The sequence below is a fragment of the Agrobacterium sp. SUL3 genome (genome assembly GCF_001263295.1).
Classification (GTDB): Bacteria; Pseudomonadota; Alphaproteobacteria; order Rhizobiales; family Rhizobiaceae; genus Agrobacterium; species Agrobacterium tomkonis.
Genome location: NZ_KQ414499.1, coordinates 561,694 through 587,839, shown reverse-complemented (window position 1 = coordinate 587,839; position 26,146 = coordinate 561,694). Strand labels below are relative to the sequence as shown.

The following is a 26,146-nucleotide window of genomic DNA, read 5'->3' as shown; positions in this document are numbered from 1 at the left end:
ATCTGATGATGCGCGGCGGGCTTGCGTCGAAGGTGGCGGTGGATGGGAGGTAAGGTTTCAGCCGGCCTTTTCGAGCTTGTAGTCCGAATTGGCCGGTTCTTCCTGCTTGTGCTGGATGAGCGGGCGGTTGCCCGCCAGCTTGCGCACCAGCACATAGAAAACCGGTGTCATGAAGATGCCGAAGAATGTCACGCCGATCATGCCGGAGAACACCGCGACACCCATGGCCGCACGCATTTCCGCACCCGCACCGGTGGAGACGACCAGCGGCACCACGCCCATGATGAAGGCGAGTGAGGTCATCAGGATCGGGCGTAGGCGAAGCCGGCTTGCCTCGATGGCCGCCTGAAGCGGCGTTCGTCCTTCAAATTCCAGCTCCCGGGCGAATTCCACGATCAGGATCGCGTTCTTCGCCGAGAGACCGACAAGGACGACAAGGCCGATCTGCGTAAAGATGTTGTTATCCCCTCCCGTCAGCCAGACGCCTGTGAGGGCCGCAAGCACACCGAGCGGGACGATCAGGATGATCGCAATCGGCAAGGTGAGGCTTTCATATTGCGCGGCGAGCACGAGATAGACGAGCAGCAGCGCCAGCGGGAATACCACGATGCTGGAATTGCCGGCCAGAATCTGCTGGTAGGTCAGGTCGGTCCACTCGTAATCGACGCCCGCGGGCAGGGTTTCGGCAAGGATTTTCTCCATGGCCGCCTGTGCCTGTCCAGAGGAGAAGCCCGGCGCCGGACCACCGTTGATATCGGCGGCAAGGAAGCCGTTATAACGGTTGGTGCGCTCCGGTCCTGTCGTTGCATCCACCTTCAGCAGTGTCGACAGCGGGATCATCTGGCCGGTCGCGGAGCGAACCTTCAGGCGGCCGATATCTTCCGCATGAGCGCGGAACTGCGAATCTGCCTGCACTCGAACGCTGTATGTCCGTCCGAAAGCATTGAAGTCGTTGACATAGAGCGAGCCGAGATAAATCTGCAGCGTCTGGAAGACGTCGCTGACGGAAACGCCCAGCTGTTCCGCCTTGGCGCGGTCGAGATCGGCGAAGAGCTGCGGCACGTTGATCTGGTAGCTGGAGAAGATGCCCGCCAGCTCCGGCGTCTGATAGGCCTTGCCGATCACCGCTTTCGCCGCTTCATCGAGCGTCTGGTAGCCGTAACCGGCGCGGTCTTCGATCTGCAGCTTGAAACCGCCCGTCTGGCCGAGACCGTTGACCGGCGGCGGCGGGAACATGGCGATGAAGGCATCCTGAATGCCCGCATATTTCTGGTTCAGCTGCATGGCGATGGCATTGCCGGACAGTTCCGGCGTCTTGCGCTTTTCGAAGTCATCGAGAACCGCAAAAACGATGCCGGAATTGGAGCCGATGGTGAAGCCATTGATCGACAGGCCGGGGAAGGCGATGGCGTGGCTGACGCCGGGTGTTTCCAGGGCGATGTCGCTCATGCGCTTGATGACGTTTTCCGTGCGGTCAAGCGTCGCGCCATCAGGAAGCTGGGCAAAACCGATCAGGTATTGCTTGTCCTGCGCCGGCACGAAGCCGCTCGGCACTGTCGTGAACATGCCATAGGTGGCGGCCACCAGCGCCATGTAAACGATCATGACAAGGCTCTTGCGCGTCACCAGCCCGCCCACGGTCTTGCCGTAGCCGTTGGAGGCGGCGCCGAAGGCGCGGTTGAAGCCGCGGAAGAACCAGCCAAGGATTTTGTCCATGAAGCGGGTCAGCCAGTCTTTCGGTGCGCCATGTTCTTTCAGCAGCAGAGCTGCAAGAGCGGGCGACAGCGTCAGCGAGTTGATGGCCGAAATGACGGTGGAGATGGCGATGGTCAGTGCGAACTGCCGGTAGAACTGGCCCGACAGGCCGGAGATGAAGGCAAGCGGCACGAAAACGGCGACCAGAACCAGCGCGATTGCGATGATCGGGCCGGACACTTCCCGCATCGCCTTGTAGGTGGCGTCACGCGGCGAGAGCCCGTTTTCAATGTTTCGCTCGACGTTTTCCACAACCACGATGGCGTCATCCACCACGATGCCGATGGCGAGCACCAGCCCGAACAGCGTCAGCGCGTTGATGGAAAAGCCGAAGGCATACATGACGGCGAAGGTGCCGATGATCGAGACCGGAACGGCGATCAGCGGAATGATCGATGCGCGCCAGGTCTGCAGGAAGAGGATGACGACAAGCACCACGAGGCCAACGGCCTCGAGGAGTGTGTCAACAACCTTCTCGATGGAGGAGCGTACGAATTTCGTCGTGTCGTAGACGATCTCGTATTTTACGCCATCAGGCATTGCCAGCTGCAGATTGTCCATCGTGGCGCGGACATTGTCGGCGATTTCGATGGCGTTGGAGCCGGGTGCCTGGAGGACGGCGACAGCCACGGCGGGTTCACCGTCGAGCAGCGAACGCAGCGTGTAATCGGCCGCGCCAAGCTCGATGCGGGCGACGTCACGCAGGCGGGTGATTTCACCGTTCGCGCCGCTCTTGACGATGATGTTGCCGAATTCCTCGGGTGTCGTCAGACGGCCCTGCGCATTGACGTTGAGCTGAAGATCAACACCATTAGGGCTTGGGGAAGCGCCGATGACGCCGGCTGCGGCCTGAACGTTCTGCTGGCGGATGGCGTCGGAGACGTCGCTTGCGGCGAGGTCATGTTCGGCGACCTTCTGCGGGTCGAGCCAGACGCGCATGGAATAGTCACCTGCGCCGAAGACCTGCACCTGGCCGACACCTTCGATGCGGGCGAGCCGGTCCTTGACGTTCAGCGTCGCATAATTGCGCAGATAGGTGATGTCATAGGCGTCGGTCTTCGAGACGAGGTTGACGACCATGATGAAGTCGGGCGAGCTTTTGACGGTGGTGATGCCGAGGGCGCGAACTTCCGCCGGCAGGCGCGGTTCGGCCTGCGACACGCGGTTCTGCACCAACTGCTGCGCCTTGTCAGGGTCGGTGCCGAGCTTGAAGGTCACGGTCAGCGTCAGCACGCCGTCGGAGGTTGCCTGGCTGCCCATGTAGAGCATGTCCTCGACGCCGTTGATCTGTTCTTCCAGCGGTGTCGCGACGGTTTCGGCGATAACGGTCGGGTTCGCGCCGGGATAGGTGGCGCGCACGACGACGGATGGCGGAACGACTTCGGGATATTCCGAAATCGGCAGGGCGCGCATGCCGAGAAGGCCTGCCACCACAATCAGGACCGAAAGCACGGCAGCAAATACCGGCCGGTCGACAAAAAATCTGGAAATATTCATATCCAGTCCCTCTCCGGGTCTTTGGGAATGCGAAGGCCGTTCCGGCGGCAATCCTGCCGCCGGTGAAGGCCGGTTCTGTCTGAAGGGGCGTCTCGCGAAAGCGCGGGACGCTTACTGATCAAAGAGGCGGGTTACTGCGAGGCAGCAACCTTGTCTTCCGTCTGCGGTGCGATGGTTGCGCCGGGGCGAATACGCTGCAGGCCATTGACGACGATCGTATCACCGGCGGCAAGGCCGCTTTCGATGATGCGCTGGCCATCGGCCGGTGCGCCCGGCTTGATCTGGCGGTAGCTCACCTTGTTTTCGGCATCGACCACGAAGACGAAACGCTTGTCCTGATCCGTGCCGATGGCCCGGTCGCTGATGACGATGCGGTTTTCCGGTTTCGGTTCACCCATGCGCACCCGCACGAACTGGCCGGGGATGAGCCTGCCATCAGGATTTTCGAAGACGGCGCGGACACCGATGGTGCCGCTTGCCGAATCCACCTGGTTGTCGATCAGGTGCAGCGTGCCCTTGATCGGCGTGCCCTCATCCGAAAGCGTGCCGATTTCCACCGGGATCTGTTCGAGGGCGGGCAGGGCGCCGTCCGTCTGCGGCAGTTCGGCAAGCGCCTTGGCCACCACGCCTTCGCTGGCGTTGAAGCTGGCATAGATCGGGTTGACCGAAACCAGCGTCGTCAGTGCAGGCGAAGTCGAGCCGGCGGCGACGAGGTTGCCGGCGGTGATTTCGATGCGGCCGACACGACCGGAAACCGGTGCGAGGATTTCGGTATAACCGAGATCGAGCTCAGCCGTCGTCAGGGCTGCGCGGGCAGCGCGAAGCTGGGCTTGCGCATCCGCAAACGAGCTTTGACGCTGGTCGAGATCGCTCTGGGAGATGGTGCGGTTATCGGAAAGCCGGCGGCCACGGTCGAGTTCCGTCTTCGCAAGGCTAACCTTGGCTTCAGCGGAGGCGACCTGTCCTTCAGCGCCCGCAACGGCGGCCTGATAGGGGGCGGGGTCGATGGTGAAGAGGGGATCGCCTTCTTTCACCAGCGCACCTTCGCGGAAATGCACAGCCTTGATCTGGCCTGCGACGCGGGAGCGGATCTGCACCCGCTCGACGGCTTCGAGACGGCCGGAAAACTCTTCCCAGCGCATGACGTCACGGCTTTCCACCTTGGCGACGGTGACCGGAATTGCCGGCGTCTCGGCAGGTGTGGAGGCGGCCGTGGCATCGCGGCTGGTGGGGAGATCGAAAAACAGTGCTGCGGCTGCAACGGACATAGCAAGTCCGATACCGGCGCCCGTCAGGGCCCGGCGCTTTGTGTTCAGCGTCATGGGTTTCTCCTTGGCTCCCGATCAGGAGCCGGTCAGTTTCTGAATAAATGCGGTATCAGTGTTTCAACTGGTCAACGAAGGTCTTGAATTCCGAACAGACGGATGAGACCCATCCGCCGCCCTCTCCTTGATAAAGCCCCGTCCAGCCGACGCCGGAGGGGAAAACATGCTGGCGGACGCTGACACCGGAGGCGATGAGCCTGTCGGCATAACCGACCGTTTCGTCGCGCAGAGGGTCGTCCTCGGCGGTAAAGATCAGCGCCGGCGCCACCCGGTTCAGCCGCGTACACTGGCAGGGCGCGGCATAGGGGTGGAAAAACCCGCATGCCTTGGCGAGATAGTGGCTCCAGCCATCCGCCCAGCGCTCACGCATGCCGATCCTGTCCGCGTCGCGAAAGGATTCCGTCGTCATCATCGGGTCGATCATGGGCGACAGAAGAATCTGACCTGCGAGTTTGCCGGGCATGCGGTCACGGGCCTTAAGGGCAAGTCCCGCCGCCACATTGCCGCCCGCCTCTTCGCCGGCCACGAACAGCAGCGATTTCGCGCTGCCATAATGTTTGCGGTCCCGGCTCAGATGGTCGAGCGCCTCAAAAGCGCAATCCATCGCCATCGGAAACTCGTTGCCGGATGGCTTGCTATAGTCAGCCTCGACAACGATGGCACCGCTTTCCGCTAAGGCCTGGGCTACCGGAAGTTCCGGGCAATTGCCGCCCTTTTCCAGAAACGAACCGCCGCGCAGATAAAGGATCACAGGCGGGTGGCTGCACAGGCCGGCGCTCTCATAACGGCGCACGGAAAGCTGGGATGCGGGGCCCCCACAGCATTCGATGTTTTCCCAATGCGCCTTCATTTGATCCGGTCCCGTGTACCGCCATCGGCAGTTCACCATATTTGCAAAATCTGAAATTCATATTATTGTTCGAGAGAAAACGATCAAGTACGTCAAAATGAAAACACTATTCCAAAAAAATGGATAATAGCTAGATGGATCAGCTTTCCGCCATGCGGGTCTTCACGCGCGTCGTCGAGACCGGCAATTTCAGCCGCGCCGCCACCGCGCTGAACATGCCCAAAACTACCGTGACCAACATGGTGCAGGCGCTGGAGGCGCATCTGCAGACCACGCTTCTCAACCGCACCACGCGGCGGGTGATGCTGACGACGGACGGCGCTCTCTATTATGAGCGAGCCTCACAGATTTTATCGGAAATAGAAGAACTGGACGGTAGCATGTCCAGCGCACAGGTGCAGCCTTCCGGCCGGTTGCGGGTGGAAATGGCCGGTGTCTTCGCGGACCTCGTGGTTATCCCACATCTTTGCGAATTTTACCAGCGTTATCCGCAAATCCGTCTCGATCTCGGTGTCGGCGACCGGCTGGTCGACTATATTGCCGAGAATGTCGACTGTGCGCTGCGGGTCGGCGTGCTGCGCGATCAGTCGCTGATTGCCCGTAAAGTGGGCGAACTCCGGTTCGAAACATTTGCCTCGCCATCCTACATCGAAAATTTCGGCATGCCGCGCGAACCGGAGGATCTGGAGAAGGATCACTATTCGGTGGGCTATCTCAATGCCACCACCGGCCAGATCATGCCGGCCTCCTTCGACAATGGTGTGCGCAGCGTCGAGCTGACCCCGAATTATGTGGTATCGGTGAATGACAGCCGCACCTATCTCAATGCCGCGCTGGCGGGCATGGGCATCGTGCAATTGCCTATCTTCATGGTGAAAGATCACCTGGCGCGTGGCGAACTGGTGCCGGTCCTTTCCGAATGGCAGCGCGAAGCCATGCCGATCTATGTCGTTTATCCGCAGACCCGGCACGTCACCAACAAGGTGCGGGTTTTTGTCGACTGGCTCGCCAAGCTGGTGCACGGCATGGTCTGAGGCGGTCAATCACCGCCCGACCCTTGCGGCGACAAAATCGATGAAGGCGCGCACGCGGGCGGCCAGGTGTTCGTGGCCGGCATAAACCGCGTGGATCACTTCCATCTCCTCGGCATTATAGTCTTCCAGCACCGGCACGAGCAGGCCCGCCTCTATATCCGGCTCGATATGAAATTCGCCGACCCTTCCGAGCCCTAACCCCGTCAGGCAGAGCCTTCGCATCGCCATGCCGCTGTTGACCGCGACATTGCCCGTGACGGGAAGGCGATAGACTTCCGCCGAACCGGGGTCACGAAATGGCCATTCGTTGAGGCTGCGGCTGAAATTGAAACTGAAGCAATTATGCTGCGCCAGATCCTGCGGTGTTTCCGGCATGCCATGTTTTTCGATATAAGCGGGGGAGGCGACGATGATCCGGCGCACCTCTTTCAGCTTTCTCGCCTTCAGGGATGAATCTCCCATCGCGCCCGAGCGGATGGCGATATCTGTGCGCTCCTCGATGAGACTGATGACACCGTCGGTCAGCGAAATATCCAGCTCGATTTCGGGATAAAGCGACAGGAACTCAGGCGCCAGCGGCAGGAGATAACGTTCGCCGAAACCCAGCGTGGCGTTGACGCGCAAAAGGCCGCGCGGCACCACCTTGCCGCCGCTCGCCACGATCTGCTCCGTCTCGGCTATGTCGGCCAGAATGCGCCTTGCCCGAAAAAGGTAGACTTCGCCTTCCGGTGTGAGCGTGACTAGCCGGGTGGAGCGGGCAAGCAGCCGGGTGCCGAGGCGGTCTTCGATACGGGTGACAAGCTTGCTCACCGCCGAGGGCGAAAGTTTCAGCCGACGTCCGGCGGCGGAAAAGCTGCCGAGTTCGGCCGCCGCCACGAAGACTTCCATTTCTCCGGCCCGATTGTCCATCGCCGCACCACCTGTGAAATTAATTCAAAAGTATTTATCCAGCCTTGCCGATTATCATGCAAGTCCCCTTCGCCCATATTGCGTCCATAGATTTGATCCAACCCGGACGGCACCGCTGTTCAAATGATCCAACCGGACGGCACCGCTGTCCAGAACGCCCGCGATCCCGCTGGGCGAAGAGGTATTCGTCATGCCATTGGCCATATTTGCCCTGACGATCGCGGCCTATGCGATCGGCACCACGGAGTTCGTCATCGTCGGCCTTCTGCCGACGGTGGCAAATGATCTCAACATTACCCTGCCGCTTGCCGGCCTCATCGTCAGCGTTTACGCGCTGGGCGTCACCTTCGGTGCGCCGATCCTGACGGCGCTGACCGGAAAGATTGAAAGGAAACCGCTGCTGCTCGGCCTGATGGCCCTGTTCATCATCGGCAACAGCGCCGCAGCGCTTTCTCCCAGTTATGAGATGCTGCTTGTCGCCCGCGTCATCGCCGCCTTCGCCCACGGCGTGTTCTTCTCGGTCGGAGCGACCATCGCCGCCGATCTCGTGCCGGAGAACCGTCGTGGCTCGGCGATTGCCATGATGTTCATGGGGTTGACGGTCGCCATCGTTACCGGCGTTCCGCTCGGCACCTATATCGGCCAGGTGTTCGGTTGGCGCGCGACCTTCTGGGCCGTTGCCGGGCTTGGCGTCATCGCCTTCTTCGGTATTGCCGCCCTTCTGCCGAACACGTTCAAAAAGGCGCCCCCTGCCAGCCTGCTCGATCAGGTCCGCGTTCTCGGTTCCGGCCGTCTGCTCATCGTCTTTGCCATGACCGCGCTCGGTTACGGCGGCACCTTTGTCGCCTTCACCTTCCTTGCGCCCATCCTGCAGGATGTCACCGGCTTTTCGGAAAAGAGCGTCAGCCTCATTCTGGTGCTTTACGGCATTGCCATTGCGGCCGGCAATATCGGCGGCGGCAAGATCGCTAACCATAACCCTGTCAAGGCGCTGATCGGCCTCTTCCTGGCGCAGTCCATCGTGTTGCTCGTCTTTTCCTTCACGGCCGTCTCGCCGGTGCTGACGCTCATCACGCTTGCCGCGCTCGGGTTCCTGTCCTTCGCCAATGTTCCCGGCCTGCAGCTTTATGTGGTGCAGCTCGCCAAGGAACATCGCCCCGGTGCCGTCGATGTGGCATCGGCGCTCAACATCGCCGCTTTCAATCTCGGTATCGCCATCGGCGCATGGCTCGGCGGTCTGGTGGTGGAATCGCCGATGGGCCTTGCCGCAACCCCGTGGGTCGGCGCCATTCTCGTTGCCGTCGCCCTGCTCCTGACCCTCTGGAGCAGCGCTCTCGACCGCCGCGCCGCGCTGACGCTGAAGACGGCTTAAGCTTTTCACACCCAATTCCCGGCCATTCCCCTTGGGCTGGTCGGGCAATATCATAGGAGAAAATATATGTTTGATGTTGCTGCCAATAGTGCTTCCATTCCGGCGCTCGGCTTCGGCACCTTCCGCATTCCTGGCCCGGATGTCCTGCGCATCGTTCCGCATGCGCTGAAAGCGGGTTTCCGCCATATCGATACCGCCCAGATTTACGGCAATGAGGCCGAAGTGGGTGAGGCCATTGCCGGCTCCGGCGTGGCGCGGGGTGATATCTTCCTTACCACCAAGGTCTGGGTCGAGAATTATCGGCACGATGCCTTCCTCGCCTCGGTCGATGAGAGCCTGAAAAAGCTGAGGACCGATTATGTCGATCTGCTGCTTCTGCACTGGCCGAACGAGGCGGTGGCGCTCTCCGAGCAGATCGGCGCGCTGAATGAGGTCCGGCAAGCCGGCAAGGTCCGCCATATCGGCGTTTCCAACTTCAATACGGCCCTGATGGCCGAAGCTGTGAAGCTCTCAAAAGCGCCGATCGTCACCAACCAGATCGAATATCATCCCTATATCGATCAGGACGTGGTGATGGCTGCTGCCAAAGCTGCGGGCATGTCGGTCACCGGTTATTACGGCATGGCTGACGGCAAGGTCTTTGCCGATCCGGTGCTGAAGGATATCGCCGCAAGCCGGGGCAAATCGGTGGCGCAGGTGGTGTTGCGTTGGCTCGTACAGCAGGAGGGCGTTGTTGCTCTCTCCAAAACCGTCAGTGAAGCCCGCGTTGATGAAAACCTCGCGATTTTCGATTTTGCGCTGTCGGCTGATGAAATGGCGGCGATCCGCGCTCTCCCCAGGCCGGATGGCCGCATTGTTTCGCCGGATGGGCTGGCGCCCGTCTGGGATGAAGCTGCCTGAACTATCAGGGCCGGGAGGGGCAACTCCTCCCGGTTTCATGCATGTGCGGGGAAACGGCCACGGTGCCAAAAACGGTCGCACGTTGGGCTTGCCAAGATGACCATCTGGCACAGCAACCTGCGCAAATCTTTTTTTGTTGATCTTGGAAAACTGGAGCGGGCGAAGGGATTTGAACCCTCGACCCCAACCTTGGCAAGGTTGTGCTCTACCCCTGAGCTACACCCGCTCAAAACCGCTGGTCCGGGGTAGTTCGCTGGACTGCGGACCGCCGAAGTGCGGCGACGGGTGCTATATCGCTCAATCGATTTTAGAATGCAATAGTTTCTTTTGCGGTTTCGGTGGAAATCCTTCCGGTCGCGGCTTTATTCGAAAGCACGCGTCGAAGGCTGCGCCAGACGCGGTCATAGCCGGGCGAAAGCGTTGTTTCGGCTGACCTTTATTCCAGCGACAAAGGGCGCGCGGATAACCGACAGTGCAGAAAATAACCTGTTTACATTTGGTTAAAATCTGATTCGACAAGTGATTCGTTCGGGTGTACAAAATTGATGCCCACGAAAAAAGAAACGATACTTGGCATATCATCATCGGGAGGATGAGCCTTGTCGTACGCAGCTTTTGAAAGAGTCGGCGCACAATTGTCGCCAGAACAAATCACCGATCTGCAGAATATTTTCGATGGTGTTTGTTTCGAGTGCCTTCAAGATCGCAGCAGCCATGTTGCCAATGAGTGTGCAGCAATTTTGATCCGTAGCGCCCAGCGCGGCATTCTGGATCATGAAATGTTGCGCGACATAGGGCTTGCGGTTCTGCGCCGCCATTGATGGCATCATCTTTACGAAAAAAGCGCCCGAATCTCTCGGGCGCTTTGCTGTGATGGGCCGGCTGCAGATGCCTTTGGCTCAGCTCTTTTCCTGTACGTGTGCTTCGAGGAACCACAACGATTTGTCGAGATCGCGCGAGGCGGCGGTGAAGATGTCGGCCGTCGTCGGATCACCGGCCTCGTCGGAATCGTCGATTGCCTTGCGGATCATGTTCGCCACCTCGCCATAACGCTCGATCAGAGCGTCGAGATGGTCGTGGATTTTATAGATATCGGTCGGATAGGCCTTGAGCTTCGTCGTTGAAGAGACGGCTTGCAGGCTGCCGAGCGCAGTGCCGCCAAGCTGCACGACGCGTTCGGCAATCGTATCGCCGTGATTGTCGAGCTGGGTGCGGAAGGTGTCGAGAAGCTCGTGGACGGCGATGAATTGCGGACCCTTCAGGTTCCAGTGCGCCTGCTTGGTCACAAGCGCAAGGTCGATCACCGAGGCCAGCGATTCATTCAGAATGCCGATCACCGTCGACTTGGCGTTGGAAGGCAGGTCGTTCTTCGTCTTGTGCGTCTTCATCGATGTCTCCTGAAGTTGCGGACGGAATGCCGCTTTGGAAAAGTCCGTCGATTAACGTCCGGGCCTGTGGCCCTGTTCCATGTTAGGGAACGCGACAGCAAAAATCCTGCACAATCATCATGTCATTCGTAAAACAGGCAGATGCGCCGGCCGTCTATCTCACTGACGCGGATCGGCATGTCATAGATGTCCTTGAGAATGTCGGGGCGGATGATCTCTTCCGCCGGTCCCTGATGGCAGATGCGGCCCTCGCGCATGGCGATGATGGTGTCGGAATACCAGGAGGCGAAGTTGATGTCGTGCAGCACCAGAACCACGGTCTTCTTCAATTCGTCGGCTGCCTTGCGCATGATCTTCATCATGCTGGAGGCGTGTTTCATGTCGAGATTGTTGAGCGGCTCGTCGAGCAGCACATAATCCGTGTCCTGACACAGAACCATGGCCACGAAGGCGCGCTGGCGCTGGCCGCCGGAAAGTTCGTCCAGAAAGCGGTCAGCCAGCGGTTCGAGATTGAGATATTCCAGCGCCCGGTCGATGTGGACCTTGTCTTCGATGGTGGGGCGGCCCTTGGAATAGGGGTAACGGCCGAAACCGACGAGATCGCGCACCGTCAGGCGCGAGGAGATGTGGTTGTCCTGTCGCAGGATCGAGAGCCGCTTTGCCAGCGTATCGGAAGCGGTCTTGCTCACATCCAGCCCGTCGACCGTCACCGTGCCTGTGTCCATGGACATAAGCCGTGCGACGATGGAGAGCAGCGTTGATTTTCCCGCCCCGTTCGGGCCGATGATCGAGGTGACGCCGCCTGTCGGAATGGAGACGGAGACACCATCGACGACGAGGTTATCGCCATAGGATTTGCTGATCTGACTGGCGATGATCATCGCGCACCCCGCTTCAAAATAAGACCGATAAAGACGATACCGCCCAGGAATTCGATGATGATGGAAAGCGCCGTATCGAAGGCGAAGACCCGCTCCAGCACCACCTGACCGCCGACGAGGCAGATCACGGCGATGAGGATCGCCGCCGGCAGCACATAGGCGTGTTTACCGTTGCCGGTGAGATAATGGGCCAGCGCCGCGACCAGCAGGCCGAAGAACATGACCGGGCCGACGAGCGCCGTGGAGACGGCGACGAGCACGGAGACCAGCACGAGGATGATGGTGACAGTTCGCTTGTATTCGACGCCGAGGCTGATGGCTGTCGCGCGGCCGAGGGAGAGGACGTCAAGCGTGTGCATCAGCCTGAGGCCGATCGCTGTCACCACACCGATGATGATGGCGGAGACGGCAAGAAGCGTGGGATCGATGGAGTTGAAGCTGGCGAAGAGCACATCCTGCAGCACCGTATATTCGTTCGGATCGAGCACGCGCTGCATGAAGCCCGAAAGGCTGCGGAAAAAGACGCCGAAGACGATGCCGACCAGTACGAGGAGATGCAGGCTGCGTTCCGCGCCGACGAAAAGCCAGCGATAAAGCAGGGCGGAAAAGGCGACGAGCAGGGCGGTCTCAGTGAGAAACTTCAGTTGCGGATCGATCATGACGACCGTTGCCGAACCGAAGACGAAGATCAGCCCGGTCTGCATCAGCACGTAAAGCGAATCGAAACCCATCACTGATGGAGTGAGGATGCGGTTGTTGGTGACCGTCTGGAACAGCACGGTGGAGACGGCTATGGTATAGGCCACCAGCAGCAGCGACAGAAGCTTGATGCCGCGAAAGCTCAGCACGAAACTCCAGCTGCCCTTCGCGCCGAGTGTCATGAAGGCGGCCATGGAGATGAGTGCGAATGCCGCAAGCACGAGCAGAACGGTTTTTGCCCGCCGGTCGGGATGTCTCTCACGCATGGTGGCGTTTCCGCAGCAGGAGATAGAGGAACAGCACGCTGCCGATGACGCCGACCACGGTTCCGATCGGTATTTCGTATGGCGCGCGTACCGTCCGGCCGATGATGTCGCAGGAAAGCACGAAAACCGCGCCAAGTGTTGCCACCCAGGGCACGGAGCGGCGCATATTGTCGCCGATCATCAGGCTGACGACATTCGGCACGATCAGCCCGAGAAAGGGGATCATGCCGACGGTTACGACGACGACCGCGCTCACCAGCGAGACGATGGTGAGGCCGAGCGCCATCACCCGGCGATAGTTGAGGCCGAGATTGGTGGTGAAATCGCGGCCCATGCCGGCCACGGTGAAGCGGTCGGCGGCGAGATAGGCGGCGATGGCGAAGATGAAGCCGACCCACAGCAATTCATACCGGCCGCGCAGCACGCCGGAAAAATCCCCGGTCATCCATGCGCCGAGCGATTGCAGGAGGTCGAAACGATAGGCGAAGAATGTGGTGACGGCGGAAATGACGCCGCCCAGCATGATGCCGATCAGCGGCACCAGGAGTACGTCGCGCAGCGGCACCTGTCTCAGGATACGCAGGAAAAGCGCTGTTCCGGCAAGCGCGAAAACGGCTGCCACCAGCATCTTGCCGAAGATCGGCGTTTCGGGCGCAAGTAGGGTGACGACCAGAAGGCCGAGGCCGGCGGATTCGGTCGTGCCTGCCGTTGAAGGTTCCACGAAACGGTTTCGCACCAGCATCTGCATGATGAGACCGGCAATCGCCATCGAGCTGCCGGCCAATATGAGCGCCAGCGTGCGCGGAATGCGGCTGACGAGCAGCACGCGCAGCGCATCCGCGCTCGTATCAGGTGCGAAAAGCGTTGTGAGTGAAACGTTGCTCACGCCGACGAACAGGCTGACGATGGCGAGCGTCAAGGCCAGAAGAAGGGCTGATATCAGTGAAAGGGACTTCACGTTGGCAGTTTCCGGAAAAGGCGAAAGCTCCCGGCGGCCTCAAGCCATCGGGAGCCCTGATGATGTTCGGCAGGGGTTATTTCTTCTCTGAGACGGCCTTGTAGACCTGATCGAGCAGGGTGTTGAGTGCCGTGTAACCGCTGCTGACGATATAGGCCGCCTGCGGATCGAGATAGACGATCTGCTTTTTCTTCCAGGCGTTGGTCTGGTGGATCAGTTCGTTATCCAGCACCTGTGCGGCGGCCTTGCCCGGGTCGGTGGCACGGCCGACACCGGCGTCACGGTCGATCACGAACAGCCACTCGGGATTGACTTCGGCCAGATATTCGAAGGATACGACGTCGCCGCGGTCGAAGCGGTCATCGATGTCGGCGGCGACCGGCTTGAAGCCGATTTCGGTGTGCAGCCAGCCGGTGCGCGAGCTCGGGCCATAAACGCCGACCTTGCCGGCATTGGTCAGGAGGATCATCGCCGTGCCGGAATTCGGGGCGATCTCTTTCAGCCTGGCGACTTTCTCGTCGAGGGCGGCGTCGAGCTTCTTTGCCTCTTCCTGCTTGCCGAAGATATCGCCGAGCTTGGTGATGTTGCCTTTGACGCTGTTGATGAATTCCTTGGAATCGATCGACATGTCGATGGCGGGCGTGATCTTCGAAACGTCAGGATATTTCGCCCGCGAACGGCCGCCGACGATGACGAGATCAGCCTCGGCTGCATTGATTGCCTCGTAATCGGGCTCAAACAGCGTGCCGACCTTCAGATATTTGCCGTCGGCGTATTTCTGCAGGTAGGCTGGCAGGTTGGAGCCAACGACGCCTGTTGGCTCGACGCCCAGCGCATCGAGATTGTCGAGCGAGGGAATATCCAGAACCAGAACCTTCTTCGGTGCCGCTTTCAGCACGGTTTCGCCCTGCGCGTGCTTTATCGTCATTTCCTCAGCACCTGCGGTCATTGCGCCAAGGCTGAAGGCCGCTGCCGCCAGCAGCCGAACGGGGAAGGTGAAGTTTATGGCCACGAATATGTCCCTTGCAATATGGTTCTGGACCGGCGGAAGTGCGCCCGCCGGGTTAACTTGATGTTCGCTATCAGCTTTATTGGCAAGGTCGGCGGAAATCAAAAATATGTTTTAGAATTGTTCTGAATTGCGGTGAGCGGGAAATGTGTGGGCGGGAGAGCATGGCTTGCAATCTCTCCGGACGTCATCCTCGGGACAAACCTACTGCTGTCCGGTTTAAATTTCCGGACAGGCTGCAGTCTCTTTGAAGTCGGTGGTGAAGGGTGAACATTCACTCGACGTCATCCTCGGCCCTGTGCCGAGGATCTAACCACGTCGAATAAAATCAAAGCTTTAGCAGATCCTCGGGACAAGCCCGAGGATGACGGAAGCACCGTTTTCGCTCGCGTCGCTAACCCGGTCCGTGTCCGCACGCCTCAATTCGGCGGCCAGTCGCCGATGATTTCGCGTCTTTCCAGCTTCAGCGACCGGTCGGGCTGCACGCGGTAGGTTTCCATTGCAAACCGCCCGTCATCCATGACGAATTCGTTGCTGAGCGTGCTGCCGACGGGGGATTTGGTGAGTTTGGTGCGAGGCTGCCCGCCATAGGTGATGCTGCCGGGAATGGGTTCCACATCGGGAGCGGCGGTGGAGCAGCCGGCAAGGGCCAGAACCATCATCATCGCGATCTTGCGCATGTTTTTCTCCTGCGTTTGGACAGGAGTTATATCATGGCCGCGTTCGCGCCACACATCCCGTTGGCGTGAATAAAAAAGGCCCCGCATCCGAGGATACGGGGCCAGTTGCCTTGGGAGGCTCTTTGTTATCAGTCCTCGTTGGCGGCAAGCTGCGACAGTACCTCGCCACGGCCGCGGATGCGCATGATCAGCGGGATGATGAAGGCGGCTGCTGCGACAGCGAACAGGCCGACGGCGATGGGCGAGGTGAGCAGCACTATCGGATCGCCCTGGCCGATGGCGAGCGCGCGGCGAAGCTGCTGTTCGGCAAGCGGGCCAAGGATCAGGCCGACGACAGCCGGCGCAATCGGATAACCGAAGATACGCATGATGTAGCCGAGGATGCCGAAGGCGAGCAGCATGCCGAGTTCGAACACTGAGGGGTTGGCGCCGATGGTGCCGAGCGTGGCGAACAGCAGGATACCCGCGTAGAGCCAGGGCTTCGGAATTGTCAGCAGCTTCACCCACAGGCCGACGAGCGGCAGGTTGAGCACCAGAAGCATCAGATTGGCGATGAACAGGCTGGCGATCAGGCCCCAAACGAGCTGCGGATTGGTAGCGAACAGCAGCGGGCCGGGCTGCAGGCCGAACTGCTGGAAACCGGCGAGCATGATGGCGGCAGTTGCCGTCGTCGGCAGGCCGAGCGTCAGCAGCGGCACGAGCGTACCGGCTGCCGAGGCGTTGTTGGCGGCCTCTGGTCCGGCAACACCTTCAATGGCGCCGTTGCCGAATTCTTCCGGATATTTGGTCAGCTTCTTTTCGGTGGCGTAGGAAAGGAAGGTGCCGATTTCAGCGCCACCGGCAGGCATTGCGCCGATGGGGAAGCCGATCAACGTGCCGCGCAGCCAGGGTTTCCACGAGCGCGCCCAGTCCTGTGCACTCATCCAGACCGAACCCTTGACGGCCTCGACCTTTTCGTCGCCGCTATTGCCCTGTGCGACGATGAACAGTGTTTCGCCGATGGCGAACATGGCCACCGCAAGCGTCGTCACTTCCACACCGTCGAGCAGGTCGGGAATGCCGAAGCTCATGCGGGTCTGGCCGGTCAGCTGGTCGATGCCGACAATGGCAAGTGCAAAACCGATGAACAGCGAGGTGAGGCCGCGCAGCGCCGAATCTCCGAAAGCGGAGGAAACGGTGACGAAGGCGAGCACCATCAGCGCGAAATATTCGCGCGGGCCGAACACCAGCGCCAGCTTGACGATAAAGGGTGCAACGAAGGCAAGCGCGATGGTGGCGATGAGGCCGGCGACGAAGGAGCCGATGGCGGCGGTGGCCAGCGCCGGGCCGCCTCTGCCCTTGCGGGCCATCTTGTTGCCTTCGAGCGCGGTCACGATCGAGGCGCTTTCGCCCGGCGTGTTGAGCAGGATCGAGGTGGTCGATCCGCCATACATGCCGCCATAATAGATGCCGGCGAACATGATGAGCGAACCGGCGGGATCGAGCCGGTAGGTGACGGGCAGAAGCAGCGCCACGGTCAGCGCAGGCCCGATGCCGGGCAGAACGCCGACGGCGGTGCCGAGCGTGACGCCGATCAGCGCATAGAGCAGGTTCATGGGCTGGGCAGCAACCTCAAGACCGTGCAGCAGGAATTCAAACGTACTCATGGACAGATGTCCCCCAAGTCGAGCAGAAGGGCGGGCGGAACGGCTGGCATTCGCGTCATCGCGCGCCGGCGGTTCCTGTTATCCCGAATTTTGGTCGGAATGGCTGTTAGAAGAACAGCCGTTCCAGAGGTCCGGCGGGCAGCGAAAGCTGCAGCAGGCGCGCGAAGATGAACCAGATGGCAAAGCTCAAAACGATGCCGATGGGGATCGAATACCAGAGCTTGCGTTTGCCGAAGGCGCGCGCCGTAAAGGCAAACAGCAGACCCGTGGCAATGGAGAAACCCGCCACATTCAGCAGCAGCATCTGCGCGGCAAGGCCGGCGACGACCCAGATGACCGGGGCGATTTCCTGTTTGTCGCGTTCGGGAAAATCACCGCGCCAGGCTTCAATGGCCGTCCAGAGCGCCAGGCCGACAAGACAGAAGCCGATGGCGTAAGGCACGGTTGCCGGGCCGACCGGCGAATAACCGGTAACGCTGGCGAGACGGGCGCTGTCCCAGAAGATCACTGAGGCGATGAGAACGAGGAAGACGGCGATCGCCAGCGCCGCCCAATCAGGGCGGCGCTTTTGATGTTGTGAAGGGTTGGAACCCTGGCTCATTTTACCAGTCCGATGTCTTTGAGGATCGTTTCGGTGGCGGCAGTGTCCTTGGCAAGCTGTGCCTTGAACTCGTCGCCGGAAAGGTAGGTGTCCATCCAGCTCTTGGTCTTCAGGGTTTCCTGCCACTTGGCGGATTTCGCCAGCTTCTCGACGTCTGCACTAACGGCCTTTTCCTGTTCCGGCGTCAGGCCGGGAGCAGCGGCGACCATGCGCCAGTTCTGAACCACGACATCAAGGCCGCTTTCCTTCAGCGTCGGTGCGTCAACGCCTTCCAGCTTCTCTTCGCTGGAAACAGCGAGCAGGCGCAGCGTGCCGGCCTTGACCTGGCTTTCGAATTCACCGTAGCTCGAAATGCCGGCGGTTACCTGCGAGCCGAGGATCGAGGCAAGCGCTTCGCCGCCGCCGGAGTAAGCGATGTAGTTGATCTTGGTCGGATCGACACCGGCCGCCTTGGCGATAAGGCCAACGGCGATATGGTCGGTGCCGCCGGCGGAGCCGCCGCCCCAGGAAACGCTGCCCGGATCCTTCTTCAGCTGGTCGACGAGGTCGCCGATGGTCTTCAGCGGCGAGGATGCCGGAACGACGATGGCTTCATATTCGCCGGTCAGGCGGGCGATCGGCGTCACTTCATTGAGGGTGACGGGCGACTTGTTGGTGAGGATCGCGCCGACCATCACGTAACCGCCGACGATGAGGGCGTTCGGGTTGCCCTTCTGCTGGCTGGCGAACTGCGCAAGACCGATGGTGCCGCCGGCGCCCGGTACGTTCTGCACCTGAACGCTCTTGGAAATGCCTTCTTCCTGCAGCACGGTCTGCAGGGAACGCGCGGTCTGGTCCCAGCCGCCGCCGGGGTTGGCCGGGGCAATGATGGTGTAATCCGCTGCAACCGCCGGAAGAGCGATCACGCCCGCCAGAAATGTGCCGATAAGAAAATGTTTCACGTAGAAAACCCTCCTCAGGATGCCCTTTTGGGCGTCGTTTTTCGTTTTATGCGGGGGGCTTCAGAGCGCATCTGTCCAGCGCTGAAAACTCAAGCGCAGGGCCTTGGCGATCGTTCAGATTTCCTCCCGCATCTTCTTCCGCCTCCACGGAATGAAGAAGGATTGCAGAGCATCACAAAAAGCTGTCATCTAACTGACGCTACGCAAGTCCTTGCGCATTTACTCTCTATTAATTTGTATCGGACGTCTACTGTGGCGTGTGGGACGACTTTGTTTTGCGCCGTCGATGTTCACTCCACCCTCATTCCTGTGCCTGTCACAGGAATCCAGTCGACGCACGTCTGTGCGGCGAGAAGAGTCCCGTCAGCCCAAAGACTTGGGCTGGCTGGATTCCTGTGACGAGCACAGGAATGAGGGAGGGGTGGGGAACCTACTGCGAGCGCAACGCCTCGTTCCAGCGCTCGATCAGGCGGCTGCGTTTCACCTGATCCAGATAGACCATCAAGCCGGGGCTGACGGGCACGGGACGCAATTGTGCGCCGTGGATGGCCTGCATGGTGTTGGCGGTGTTTTCGCCGGCCACTTCCGGACTGACGGCGGGGATCTGCAATTGCCGGGCCATGATCGTCTGGCCTTCCTTGGACATGAAGAATTCGAGATAACGGCGGCCGAGTTCGGGATTGGCGGCGGCTTCCGGCACCAGCCCGATGCGCGACATGACCACGGTATAATCCTTGGGCAAAACGATGCCGACATCGGGGTGGCGCGAGGCCCAGTCGGCCGCATAGGAGCCGAGAATATTGTAGCCCAGCACGAAACGGCCGTCGGAAACGCGTTCCAGAATGGCCGAGGAGGTGGAATAGACCTTTACGCCGGCGGCCCCCATGGCCTTGATGACGTTCCATATATCGCCGAATTGCTCCTGGTCCCGCGACATGAACAGGAAGCCGACACCGGAGCGCTCAATATCGTAGGTGGCGATGCGGCCATATACCTCCTTGGCATGGTGTTCGAGGTAATTGACGAATTCTGCGCGGGTGGCGGGCGGTTTTTCGGTGGTGAAGCTCGGCTTGTGATAGACGAAGACCGCCGGCTCGAAGGTCAGCGCATAGGCGGTGTTGCGCCAATTCGCCCAGGCGGGCCAGCGCGCGCTCATGGCGAGATCCGAACGCTGGGCGTAACCGTCATTGCTCAGTTTTACCTGCAGATCCATGGCGGAGGAGAAGGCGAAATCGGCGGTCTTTTTGCCGGCATCGGTTTCCTTGACGATGCGGTCGTAGATTTCGCCGGTCAGCATGTCCTCGTAATGGACGGCGATATCGGGATTGGCCTTCTGGAAACCCTCGATCATCGGCGTTGCCAAAGGTTCATCCAGAGAGGAATAGACTACCAGCGTTTGCGCGTCCGGCTTGCCAGATGGGGCCGGAAAAACGGCAACCTGGGCAAGCCCGGGCGAGGCCATGCAAAGACAGAGGCAAAGAAGAAGGCAGATACGCATGGAAAAGATCATGCCGCAGGCGCTTGCCATTCACAAGCGGCAAGGGCTTGGTTAAATTAGGACATCGCGGGAGGGAAGATTTGCGTATTTTGCTGGTCGAGGACAATCAGGTGCTGTCGGAGGGGTTGTCGGCGCTGCTGCGGGGCAGCGGTTACGCGGTGGACGTGGTTTCCGACGGCGCTTCCGCCGATGCGGCGATTGCGGCTGAAAGTTTCGATCTGGTCATTCTCGATCTCAACCTGCCGGAGATGGATGGTATCGAGGTGCTGCGCTCCATGCGTTCGCGCCAAGACAAGGCGGCGGTGCTGATCCTGACTGCGCGCGGCACGCCGGAGGAAAAGGTCAAGGGGCTGGATCTCGGCGCTGACGACTACATGATCAAGCCCTTCGATATCACCGAATTCGAGGCGCGGGTGCGGGTGCTCTTGCGCCGCAATGCCGGGCTGCGCTCTTCCGCGCTCAGTTTCGGCAAGGTTCTGTTCGATCTGACATCGCGCACCTTTTCGGCGGATGGGCGTCCGCTCGATATTCCGGCGCGCGAAGTGGCGCTGCTGGAAGTGCTGTTCATGCGGGCGGGCAAGGTCGTCGCCAAGGAAGCGATCGTGCAATCGCTGACAGGCTTCGACGACGATATTTCCGCCAATGCCATCGAGCAATATGTCAGCCGCCTGCGCAAGCGGCTCGCTCCCCACGGGCTGACGGTGAAGACCGCACGCGGCATCGGTTATTATCTCGAAAAGCTGCCGGAGATGGCTGAATGAGACAGGCCGCCTATTCGCTCAGGCGGCGACTTTTAGGCTGGCTTCTCATTTCCACTGCCATCATCGGCTGCGTTGCGCTGACCGATACCTGGCGCGAGGCGGTCAATACCGCCAATGTCGTCTCCGACCGGGTGCTTTCCGGTTCCGCACTTGCCATTGCCGAGCGGGTGGTGGTGGCCGAGGATGGTTCGCTGGAAGTCGACATCCCCTATGTGGCGCTGGAAATGCTGACATCTGCGGCGCAGGACCGGGTATTCTACCGTGTCGATGGGCCGAACGGGCAATTCCTCACCGGCTACCAGAACCTGCCGACGGTGGAGAACCCGAAGGGTGATACCCCCGCCTATCGTGATGCGGTGTTTCGCGATGAGCCGATCCGCATCGCCGCGATCCGCCGCTTTGCCTCCACCGGCATCAATTCCGTGCCGTTTTCCGTGACGGTCGCCGAAACCACCATTGCCCGCAGCCAGCTGGCGCAGGCCATCATCCTGCGTTCGGCACTGCGGCTGCTCTTGATGATCGTGGGGGCGGCGATCATCGTCTGGATCGCGGTGACGATTTCTCTCAGGCCGCTTTACCGGCTCAGCGAAGCCATTGCCGAGCGCAGCCCGAACGACCTGCATCCCATCCGCCAGTCCGTGCCGGTGGAGGTGGAAAATCTGGTGGAAACCGTCAATTCCTTCATGGTGCGGCTGCAATCGGCGCTCGATGCTCTCAGGCATTTCACCGGCAATGCCAGCCACCAGCTGCGCACGCCGCTTGCCATCATCAGCACCCAGCTAGCCCTTTCCGCCCGCGCGGGAAGTTTAGAGGAAGCACAGGCGGCGGCGCTGAAGGGCGGGGCGTCTGTGGCGCATGCCGAACATATCCTCGCCCAGCTGCTACGCATGGCGAACATCGATGCTGCCGGCTCCAGCGAAAAGCATGATTTTTCTGCGATAGACCTCGTGGCCGTTGCACAGAACGTGACTGCCGATTTCGTGCCGCGCGCGGCAGATGCCGGCATCGATCTCGGTTTCGAAGGCGAGGGTGAGGCGACCATTCTCGCCGAGCCGCTTTTGATCGGTGAGCTGATCGGCAACCTCGTTTCCAATGCCATCAATTATGCCGGGCGCGGTGCGGAAGTCACCGTCCGCGTCGGCGAGCAAGCGGGCGCCGTCTGGCTGGAAGTGGAAGATAACGGCCCCGGCATTCCGCCTGAAAAACGCGCCATGGTGCGCCAGCGCTTCGCCCGCGGCGAAGCCAACGCCGCCCCCGGCGCCGGCCTTGGCCTCGCCATCATCGAGGAGATCGCCGGGCTGTTCGGCGGGCGGCTGATGCTGGAAGACGGCGCGGAGGGGCGTGGGCTGAGGGCGCGGGTGGTGTTTGGTGGAGCGGAAAAGGCGCCATAACCCGTCGGTTTATCAGGCGGCCGTGTCTGCAGGCGATTTCGCCACCAGCGAGAGCCTGTAGCCCAGCGCGTCCGCGACCTTGGCAATCGTCGCCAGTTCCGGATTTCCCTCGCCGCTCAACGCCTTGTACAAGGTCTGGCGGGGAAGGCCGGTTTGTCTCGAAAGGTCAGTCATACCCTTGGCCCGCGCCACGACGCCCAGCGCATGCGCAAGTTCCTGTGCGTCGCCGCTCTCTGTGGCGTCGGCGATGTAAGCGGCAAGCGCTTCGTCACTATCAAGATAACGGGCAGCATCGTAATCGCGTGTCACAAGTGGCATGGTCTCACTCCTTGAGCGCTCTGGCCAGTTTCTTGGCTCTGGCGATGTCGCGGGACTGTGACGCCTTGTCGCCGCCACACAGCAATATGATGACGACATCGCCGTGCTGGACAAAATAGACCCGATATCCGGGTCCAAGGTCGATCCTGAGTTCGCTGACGCCTTCGCCAACCGGTTTCACGTCTCCGGGATTACCGTCCGCCAGCCGGTAAATGCGGCGTGCGATGCGGGCGCGCGCCTGCACATCGCGCAGACCCGCCAGCCAGTCGGCAAACTCGCTTGTTTCCCGGATCGTGAGCATGACCGAATGTAAACTGTGGTTGTCATTTCGTCAATGACGAAGGTTTCACCCCATCCGCTCGGAAGCATAACTTCCCGGGCTTGGCGGGAAGACCACGGTGCGGTTGCCGTTGATGAAGGTGCGGTGGTGGATATGGGCGTGGATGGCGCGGGCCAGAACCTGGCTTTCCACGTCGCGGCCGAGCGAGACATAGTCTTCGGCGCTCTGGGCGTGGGTGATGCGCACGGTGTCCTGCTCGATGATCGGGCCTTCGTCGAGATCGGCGGTGACGTAATGGGCTGTCGCACCGATCAGCTTCACGCCGCGCTCATAGGCCTGCTTGTAAGGGTTGGCGCCCTTGAAGGAGGGGAGGAAGGAATGGTGGATGTTGATGATCCTGCCTGACATCTTGCGGCACATATCGTTGGACAGCACCTGCATGTAACGGGCCAGCACCACAAGCTCCGTGCCGCTGGTCTCGATGAGATCCATCAGCTGGCCTTCGGCCTTCGGCTTGTTTTCCTTCGTCACCTTGATGTGGTGGAAGGGGATGTCGTGATTGACGACGACTTTCTGGTAGTCGAAATGGTTGGAAACGACGCCGACAATGTCGATCGGCAGCGCGCCGATCTTCCAGCGATAGAGCAGGTCGTTGAGGCAATGGCCGAAACGCGACACCATCAGCAATGTCTTCATGCGCTGGCCATCCGGATAGATGTCCGCCTGCATGCCGAATTTCTCCGCGACCGGCTGAAAGCCCTCGGTGATGGCCTGCAGGGACGCGCCTTCCTCTGAAATGAAGGAGACGCGCATGAAGAACTTGCCGGTTTCCAGATCATCGAACTGCGAACTGTCGACGATGTTGCAACCTTTTTCCGCCAGATAACCGGAAATCGCGGCGACGATGCCGCGGGTCGATTTGCAGGCCACTGTCAGAACATAGGATGTCATGCGTTTTCCCTCAAAGACGTCGCGCCGGCATGAACCGGCGCGGTTTGGCGCGTTCCATAGCGCAGCTTGGCGGCAGAGCAAAGCGCCAAGACGAACGCAGCCAAAGTCATAAAACGGGAAAGGCACCCGCGCCGTGCCGGAAGCGACATGGAATGTTCCACGGCCAGCACGGCGGCGGGAGCTATCGTGACAGGGTCGTTCCCAATTTCAGGCGCGGCGCAGGCGCATGGCCGTGCGGCCGCGGCCGTCGATCAGTTCCAGCGTGCCGCGGCGCGGCTCCAGCCGGAAGGAGCGCGCGCCCTCCAGCGCATCGATGAACTGCCGTTCCTGGCGCATGATATCAGGGGCGCAGGCCATCTGGGTGGAAATCATCCGGCCGAAATCGACGCGGTTGCGGCTGATTTTCACTTCACCGCCAATGCCGTTGCAGCCGGCATTGGCCGACACGCGGCCCTCGCGGGAAATTTCCAGCGTCGCCTGGCGGCGGCCACGAACCCGCTCGCCTCTGATATCCTGCACCAGCCAGCGCCCGTCAATGCCGGCTTCCGGTTCCGGCCTGCCCGGGCCGGCACCCACACGCTCCAGCACGAGGTCGGTATTATCTCGGCCACCTGTCAGTACCGAATAGCGCTGCGTGGTGGTGAAGAGCAGCCGGTCGCGGTCACGGATTTCGGCGCTCAGCGCATAGGAGCGGCGGCCCCTGATATCGCGGTCGTCATAACGCAGCACGAAGGGTACCGGCACCTGGCCGCGTGGGCGGATGGTGGTTTCGGCAATGGTCTGCGACGGCGCATCCGCCAGCGAAACATCGATCAGGCGCACTGTCACAGTCGCGCCCGGCGGCAAAGCGATGCGCTCACGATAGGAGACGGTGCCGCGCAGGCTTGCCGGTGCCGCCGCCGCGCCGCTTGCCGCAAAAAGCGGGGCGAGCGCAACAAGCCCGGCAAAACTGCGGCGCGAAAGAAGAGGCTGGCGATCATTCATGGGGCGTGCTCCGTGCGGTTTCCGTTCGAATTTCAACGGATGATAGAAAACGGCACTGAACGGGCGATGAACCGATGGATGTTCCCCTTAATGCTCGAGGAGAGGTTCGGGGTGGGTGATGGCGTGTTCGATTGCGAGAGCCGAGGCATCGCCACCCTCATTCCTGTGCTTGTCACAGGAATCCAGCCCCCGTGTGTCCACGCGGCAGAGGAGTCTTTTCAGCCCAAGGACTTGGGCTGACTAGATTCCTGTGACAAGCACAGGAATGAGGGCTAGGAGAGGTCGCCGCAGCCACGGAAAGCAGTTCCTCGGGCTGCAGCCTCCGGCTCACCTCAGCCGCGGAAACCGTCCCGCAGCGCTTCGAATTTCGCCAGTTGCTCGGCCCGCAATTCCTTGTTCTCGTCGCGGCGGACGAAAATCTTGAACATGGCGCCGCCGGCGGCATTCATGAACCAGACGGAACAGGAGCGGCGGCCGTGAAAACCGCGGTCAACGAAGGTGATGCCGGCGCAATTGTCCTTCTTGATGTGACCGCCGATCGGGCTGTCACCGTGGATGTTGAACCAGCCGTGGCTTTCACTGCCTTCCGGCAGGTGGCCGGGCACTTCCAGCACGATATCGCCGGTCTGCACGATCATGAGGACTTCGCCCCAGCTGCGCATCTCGCTCCAGATCGCGTCGAAACGGTCGGCGGCAGCGGACACGGCGGATCCTTCAGGCAGGATCGCCAGAATTTCGGCCGGTGTTACTTCGGCCTTGGCGGCGATGGCTTCCACGATACCGTCAGGCTTTTCGGCAAGGGCGGCGGCGGCGCGCGCCTGTCTGTCGTCATCGGTCTTTTGGGCTGCAATGCTCATCTGCTGTGCCTCAGGCGGCAATCGAACGGCGTTCGCCATTCTTGTCTTCATGGATGATGACGTCGAAGCCTTCAAAATGCGGGCCGGAGAGATATTCCACCTTGCCGCGGTTATCACCGGCTTTGGCGTGGGCGGCGCGGAACTGTTCGGATTTCGTCCAGGCGAGGAAGTCTTCCTTGGTGGCCCACACGGTGTGCGAGGCATAAAGCGTATGGTCGTCCGCCTTCGGGCCTTTCAGCATGTGGAATTCAATATAGCCCTGCAATTCGCTGAGGTGCGATTTGCGCTCGCGCCAGATGGATTCGAAGGTTTCCTCGTAACCCGGCACGACGCGAAAACGGTTCATTGCGATAAACATGAAATTCTCCCTTTAAGTTTCCAGTTTCAGTCAGGAT

General features: G+C 60.6%; 26 protein-coding genes and 1 tRNA gene. 6 read left to right on the top strand and 21 right to left on the bottom strand.

The features are described 5' to 3' along the window. Positions 1-57: 57 nt before the first annotated feature. The 3 genes from AKG12_RS06680 to AKG12_RS06670 form a co-directional block, all read right to left on the bottom strand. On the bottom strand, positions 58-3,252 hold the full coding sequence (locus tag AKG12_RS06680) for an efflux RND transporter permease subunit (protein ID WP_046801537.1): 3,195 nt from the start codon (positions 3,250-3,252) through the stop codon (positions 58-60). 131 nt (positions 3,253-3,383) lie between these two features. After that, positions 3,384-4,574, bottom strand: a complete 1,191-nt coding sequence (locus AKG12_RS06675; protein ID WP_046801536.1) for an efflux RND transporter periplasmic adaptor subunit — start codon at positions 4,572-4,574, stop codon at positions 3,384-3,386. 55 nt (positions 4,575-4,629) lie between these two features. Next, on the bottom strand, positions 4,630-5,427 hold the full coding sequence (locus AKG12_RS06670) for an alpha/beta hydrolase fold domain-containing protein (RefSeq protein WP_046801535.1): 798 nt from the start codon (positions 5,425-5,427) through the stop codon (positions 4,630-4,632). Between the two features lie 134 nt (positions 5,428-5,561). Here AKG12_RS06670 and AKG12_RS06665 point away from each other — a divergent pair, with 134 nt between their 5' ends. Beyond that, entirely contained in the window at positions 5,562-6,461 is a 900-nt protein-coding gene (locus tag AKG12_RS06665) for a LysR family transcriptional regulator (protein WP_046801534.1), read from the top strand. Positions 6,462-6,470: 9 nt separating this feature from the next. Here the strand turns inward: AKG12_RS06665 and AKG12_RS06660 are convergent, their stop codons facing one another. Then, positions 6,471-7,370, bottom strand: coding sequence for a LysR family transcriptional regulator (locus tag AKG12_RS06660; RefSeq protein ID WP_046801609.1), 900 nt, complete (start codon positions 7,368-7,370; stop codon positions 6,471-6,473). Positions 7,371-7,560: 190 nt separating this feature from the next. Between AKG12_RS06660 and AKG12_RS06655 the strand changes: the two genes are divergently transcribed. After that, a complete protein-coding gene (locus AKG12_RS06655; protein WP_052818252.1) occupies positions 7,561-8,742 on the top strand; it encodes an MFS transporter in 1,182 nt (393 codons plus the stop codon). A 66-nt stretch (positions 8,743-8,808) separates the two neighbouring features. Then, complete coding sequence (locus tag AKG12_RS06650; protein WP_052818251.1) at positions 8,809-9,642, top strand: aldo/keto reductase; 834 nt, start codon at positions 8,809-8,811, stop codon at positions 9,640-9,642. A gap of 151 nt (positions 9,643-9,793) precedes the next feature. On the opposite strand, the gene AKG12_RS06645 is transcribed toward AKG12_RS06650, so the two are convergent. Continuing rightward, a tRNA-Gly gene (locus AKG12_RS06645) sits at positions 9,794-9,868 on the bottom strand. 373 nt (positions 9,869-10,241) lie between these two features. Between AKG12_RS06645 and AKG12_RS30680 the strand changes: the two genes are divergently transcribed. Further along, complete coding sequence (locus AKG12_RS30680; RefSeq protein ID WP_161991265.1) at positions 10,242-10,463, top strand: hypothetical protein; 222 nt, start codon at positions 10,242-10,244, stop codon at positions 10,461-10,463. A 78-nt stretch (positions 10,464-10,541) separates the two neighbouring features. Here AKG12_RS30680 and dps read toward each other — a convergent pair whose 3' ends face one another. From dps to AKG12_RS06590, 10 genes are all read right to left on the bottom strand, one after another. Beyond that, positions 10,542-11,030: a DNA starvation/stationary phase protection protein Dps gene (dps, locus tag AKG12_RS06635; protein WP_006312098.1), complete on the bottom strand. Its 489-nt coding sequence runs from the start codon at positions 11,028-11,030 to the stop codon at positions 10,542-10,544. A 122-nt stretch (positions 11,031-11,152) separates the two neighbouring features. Further along, positions 11,153-11,911, bottom strand: a complete 759-nt coding sequence (locus AKG12_RS06630; RefSeq protein ID WP_052818250.1) for an iron ABC transporter ATP-binding protein — start codon at positions 11,909-11,911, stop codon at positions 11,153-11,155. After that, a complete protein-coding gene (locus tag AKG12_RS06625) occupies positions 11,908-12,876 on the bottom strand; it encodes an iron chelate uptake ABC transporter family permease subunit (protein WP_052818249.1) in 969 nt (322 codons plus the stop codon). The genes AKG12_RS06630 and AKG12_RS06625 overlap by 4 nt, the downstream gene beginning before the upstream one ends. Continuing rightward, complete coding sequence (locus AKG12_RS06620; protein WP_046801528.1) at positions 12,869-13,834, bottom strand: ABC transporter permease; 966 nt, start codon at positions 13,832-13,834, stop codon at positions 12,869-12,871. The genes AKG12_RS06625 and AKG12_RS06620 overlap by 8 nt, the downstream gene beginning before the upstream one ends. Positions 13,835-13,910: 76 nt before the next feature. Further along, entirely contained in the window at positions 13,911-14,846 is a 936-nt protein-coding gene (locus AKG12_RS06615; protein ID WP_046801608.1) for a siderophore ABC transporter substrate-binding protein, read from the bottom strand. Positions 14,847-15,262: 416 nt separating this feature from the next. Further along, positions 15,263-15,523, bottom strand: coding sequence for a hypothetical protein (locus AKG12_RS06610; protein WP_052818248.1), 261 nt, complete (start codon positions 15,521-15,523; stop codon positions 15,263-15,265). Positions 15,524-15,651: 128 nt separating this feature from the next. Further along, entirely contained in the window at positions 15,652-17,169 is a 1,518-nt protein-coding gene (locus AKG12_RS06605) for a tripartite tricarboxylate transporter permease (protein ID WP_052818247.1), read from the bottom strand. Positions 17,170-17,275: 106 nt separating this feature from the next. After that, positions 17,276-17,770 carry a tripartite tricarboxylate transporter TctB family protein gene (locus tag AKG12_RS06600; RefSeq protein WP_046801525.1) on the bottom strand — a complete coding sequence of 165 codons (495 nt, stop codon included), beginning with the start codon at positions 17,768-17,770 and terminating at the stop codon, positions 17,276-17,278. Then, positions 17,767-18,711 (bottom strand): Bug family tripartite tricarboxylate transporter substrate binding protein, encoded by a 945-nt coding sequence (locus AKG12_RS06595; RefSeq protein WP_046801524.1) that lies wholly within the window; start codon positions 18,709-18,711, stop codon positions 17,767-17,769. The genes AKG12_RS06600 and AKG12_RS06595 overlap by 4 nt, the downstream gene beginning before the upstream one ends. 430 nt (positions 18,712-19,141) lie before the next feature. Beyond that, a complete protein-coding gene (locus AKG12_RS06590; protein ID WP_052818371.1) occupies positions 19,142-20,209 on the bottom strand; it encodes an ABC transporter substrate-binding protein in 1,068 nt (355 codons plus the stop codon). A gap of 80 nt (positions 20,210-20,289) precedes the next feature. Between AKG12_RS06590 and AKG12_RS06585 the strand changes: the two genes are divergently transcribed. Together AKG12_RS06585 and AKG12_RS06580 are read left to right on the top strand one after the other, a co-directional pair. Further along, positions 20,290-20,970, top strand: coding sequence for a response regulator (locus AKG12_RS06585; RefSeq protein ID WP_010972345.1), 681 nt, complete (start codon positions 20,290-20,292; stop codon positions 20,968-20,970). Further along, entirely contained in the window at positions 20,967-22,361 is a 1,395-nt protein-coding gene (locus AKG12_RS06580; RefSeq protein WP_052818246.1) for a sensor histidine kinase, read from the top strand. The genes AKG12_RS06585 and AKG12_RS06580 overlap by 4 nt, the downstream gene beginning before the upstream one ends. Before the next feature lie 12 nt (positions 22,362-22,373). On the opposite strand, the gene AKG12_RS06575 is transcribed toward AKG12_RS06580, so the two are convergent. The 6 genes from AKG12_RS06575 to hmuQ all read right to left on the bottom strand — a co-directional run bounded on the left by AKG12_RS06575 (position 22,374) and on the right by hmuQ (position 26,109). Next, positions 22,374-22,679, bottom strand: a complete 306-nt coding sequence (locus tag AKG12_RS06575) for an addiction module antidote protein (protein WP_026363923.1) — start codon at positions 22,677-22,679, stop codon at positions 22,374-22,376. A 4-nt stretch (positions 22,680-22,683) separates the two neighbouring features. Further along, a complete protein-coding gene (locus AKG12_RS06570; protein ID WP_052818245.1) occupies positions 22,684-22,980 on the bottom strand; it encodes a type II toxin-antitoxin system RelE/ParE family toxin in 297 nt (98 codons plus the stop codon). Positions 22,981-23,025: 45 nt separating this feature from the next. Continuing rightward, the gene (gene purU / locus AKG12_RS06565) at positions 23,026-23,910 is read right to left on the bottom strand and encodes a formyltetrahydrofolate deformylase (RefSeq protein WP_046801517.1); all 885 of its coding nucleotides are present in this window, start codon (positions 23,908-23,910) and stop codon (positions 23,026-23,028) included. A 207-nt stretch (positions 23,911-24,117) separates the two neighbouring features. Beyond that, entirely contained in the window at positions 24,118-24,894 is a 777-nt protein-coding gene (locus AKG12_RS06560) for a YbaY family lipoprotein (RefSeq protein WP_052818244.1), read from the bottom strand. 332 nt (positions 24,895-25,226) lie between these two features. Then, positions 25,227-25,751 (bottom strand): heme utilization cystosolic carrier protein HutX, encoded by a 525-nt coding sequence (gene hutX / locus AKG12_RS06550; RefSeq protein WP_052818370.1) that lies wholly within the window; start codon positions 25,749-25,751, stop codon positions 25,227-25,229. A gap of 10 nt (positions 25,752-25,761) precedes the next feature. Next, positions 25,762-26,109 (bottom strand): heme-degrading protein HmuQ, encoded by a 348-nt coding sequence (gene hmuQ, locus AKG12_RS06545; protein WP_052818242.1) that lies wholly within the window; start codon positions 26,107-26,109, stop codon positions 25,762-25,764. Positions 26,110-26,146: the final 37 nt, after the last annotated feature.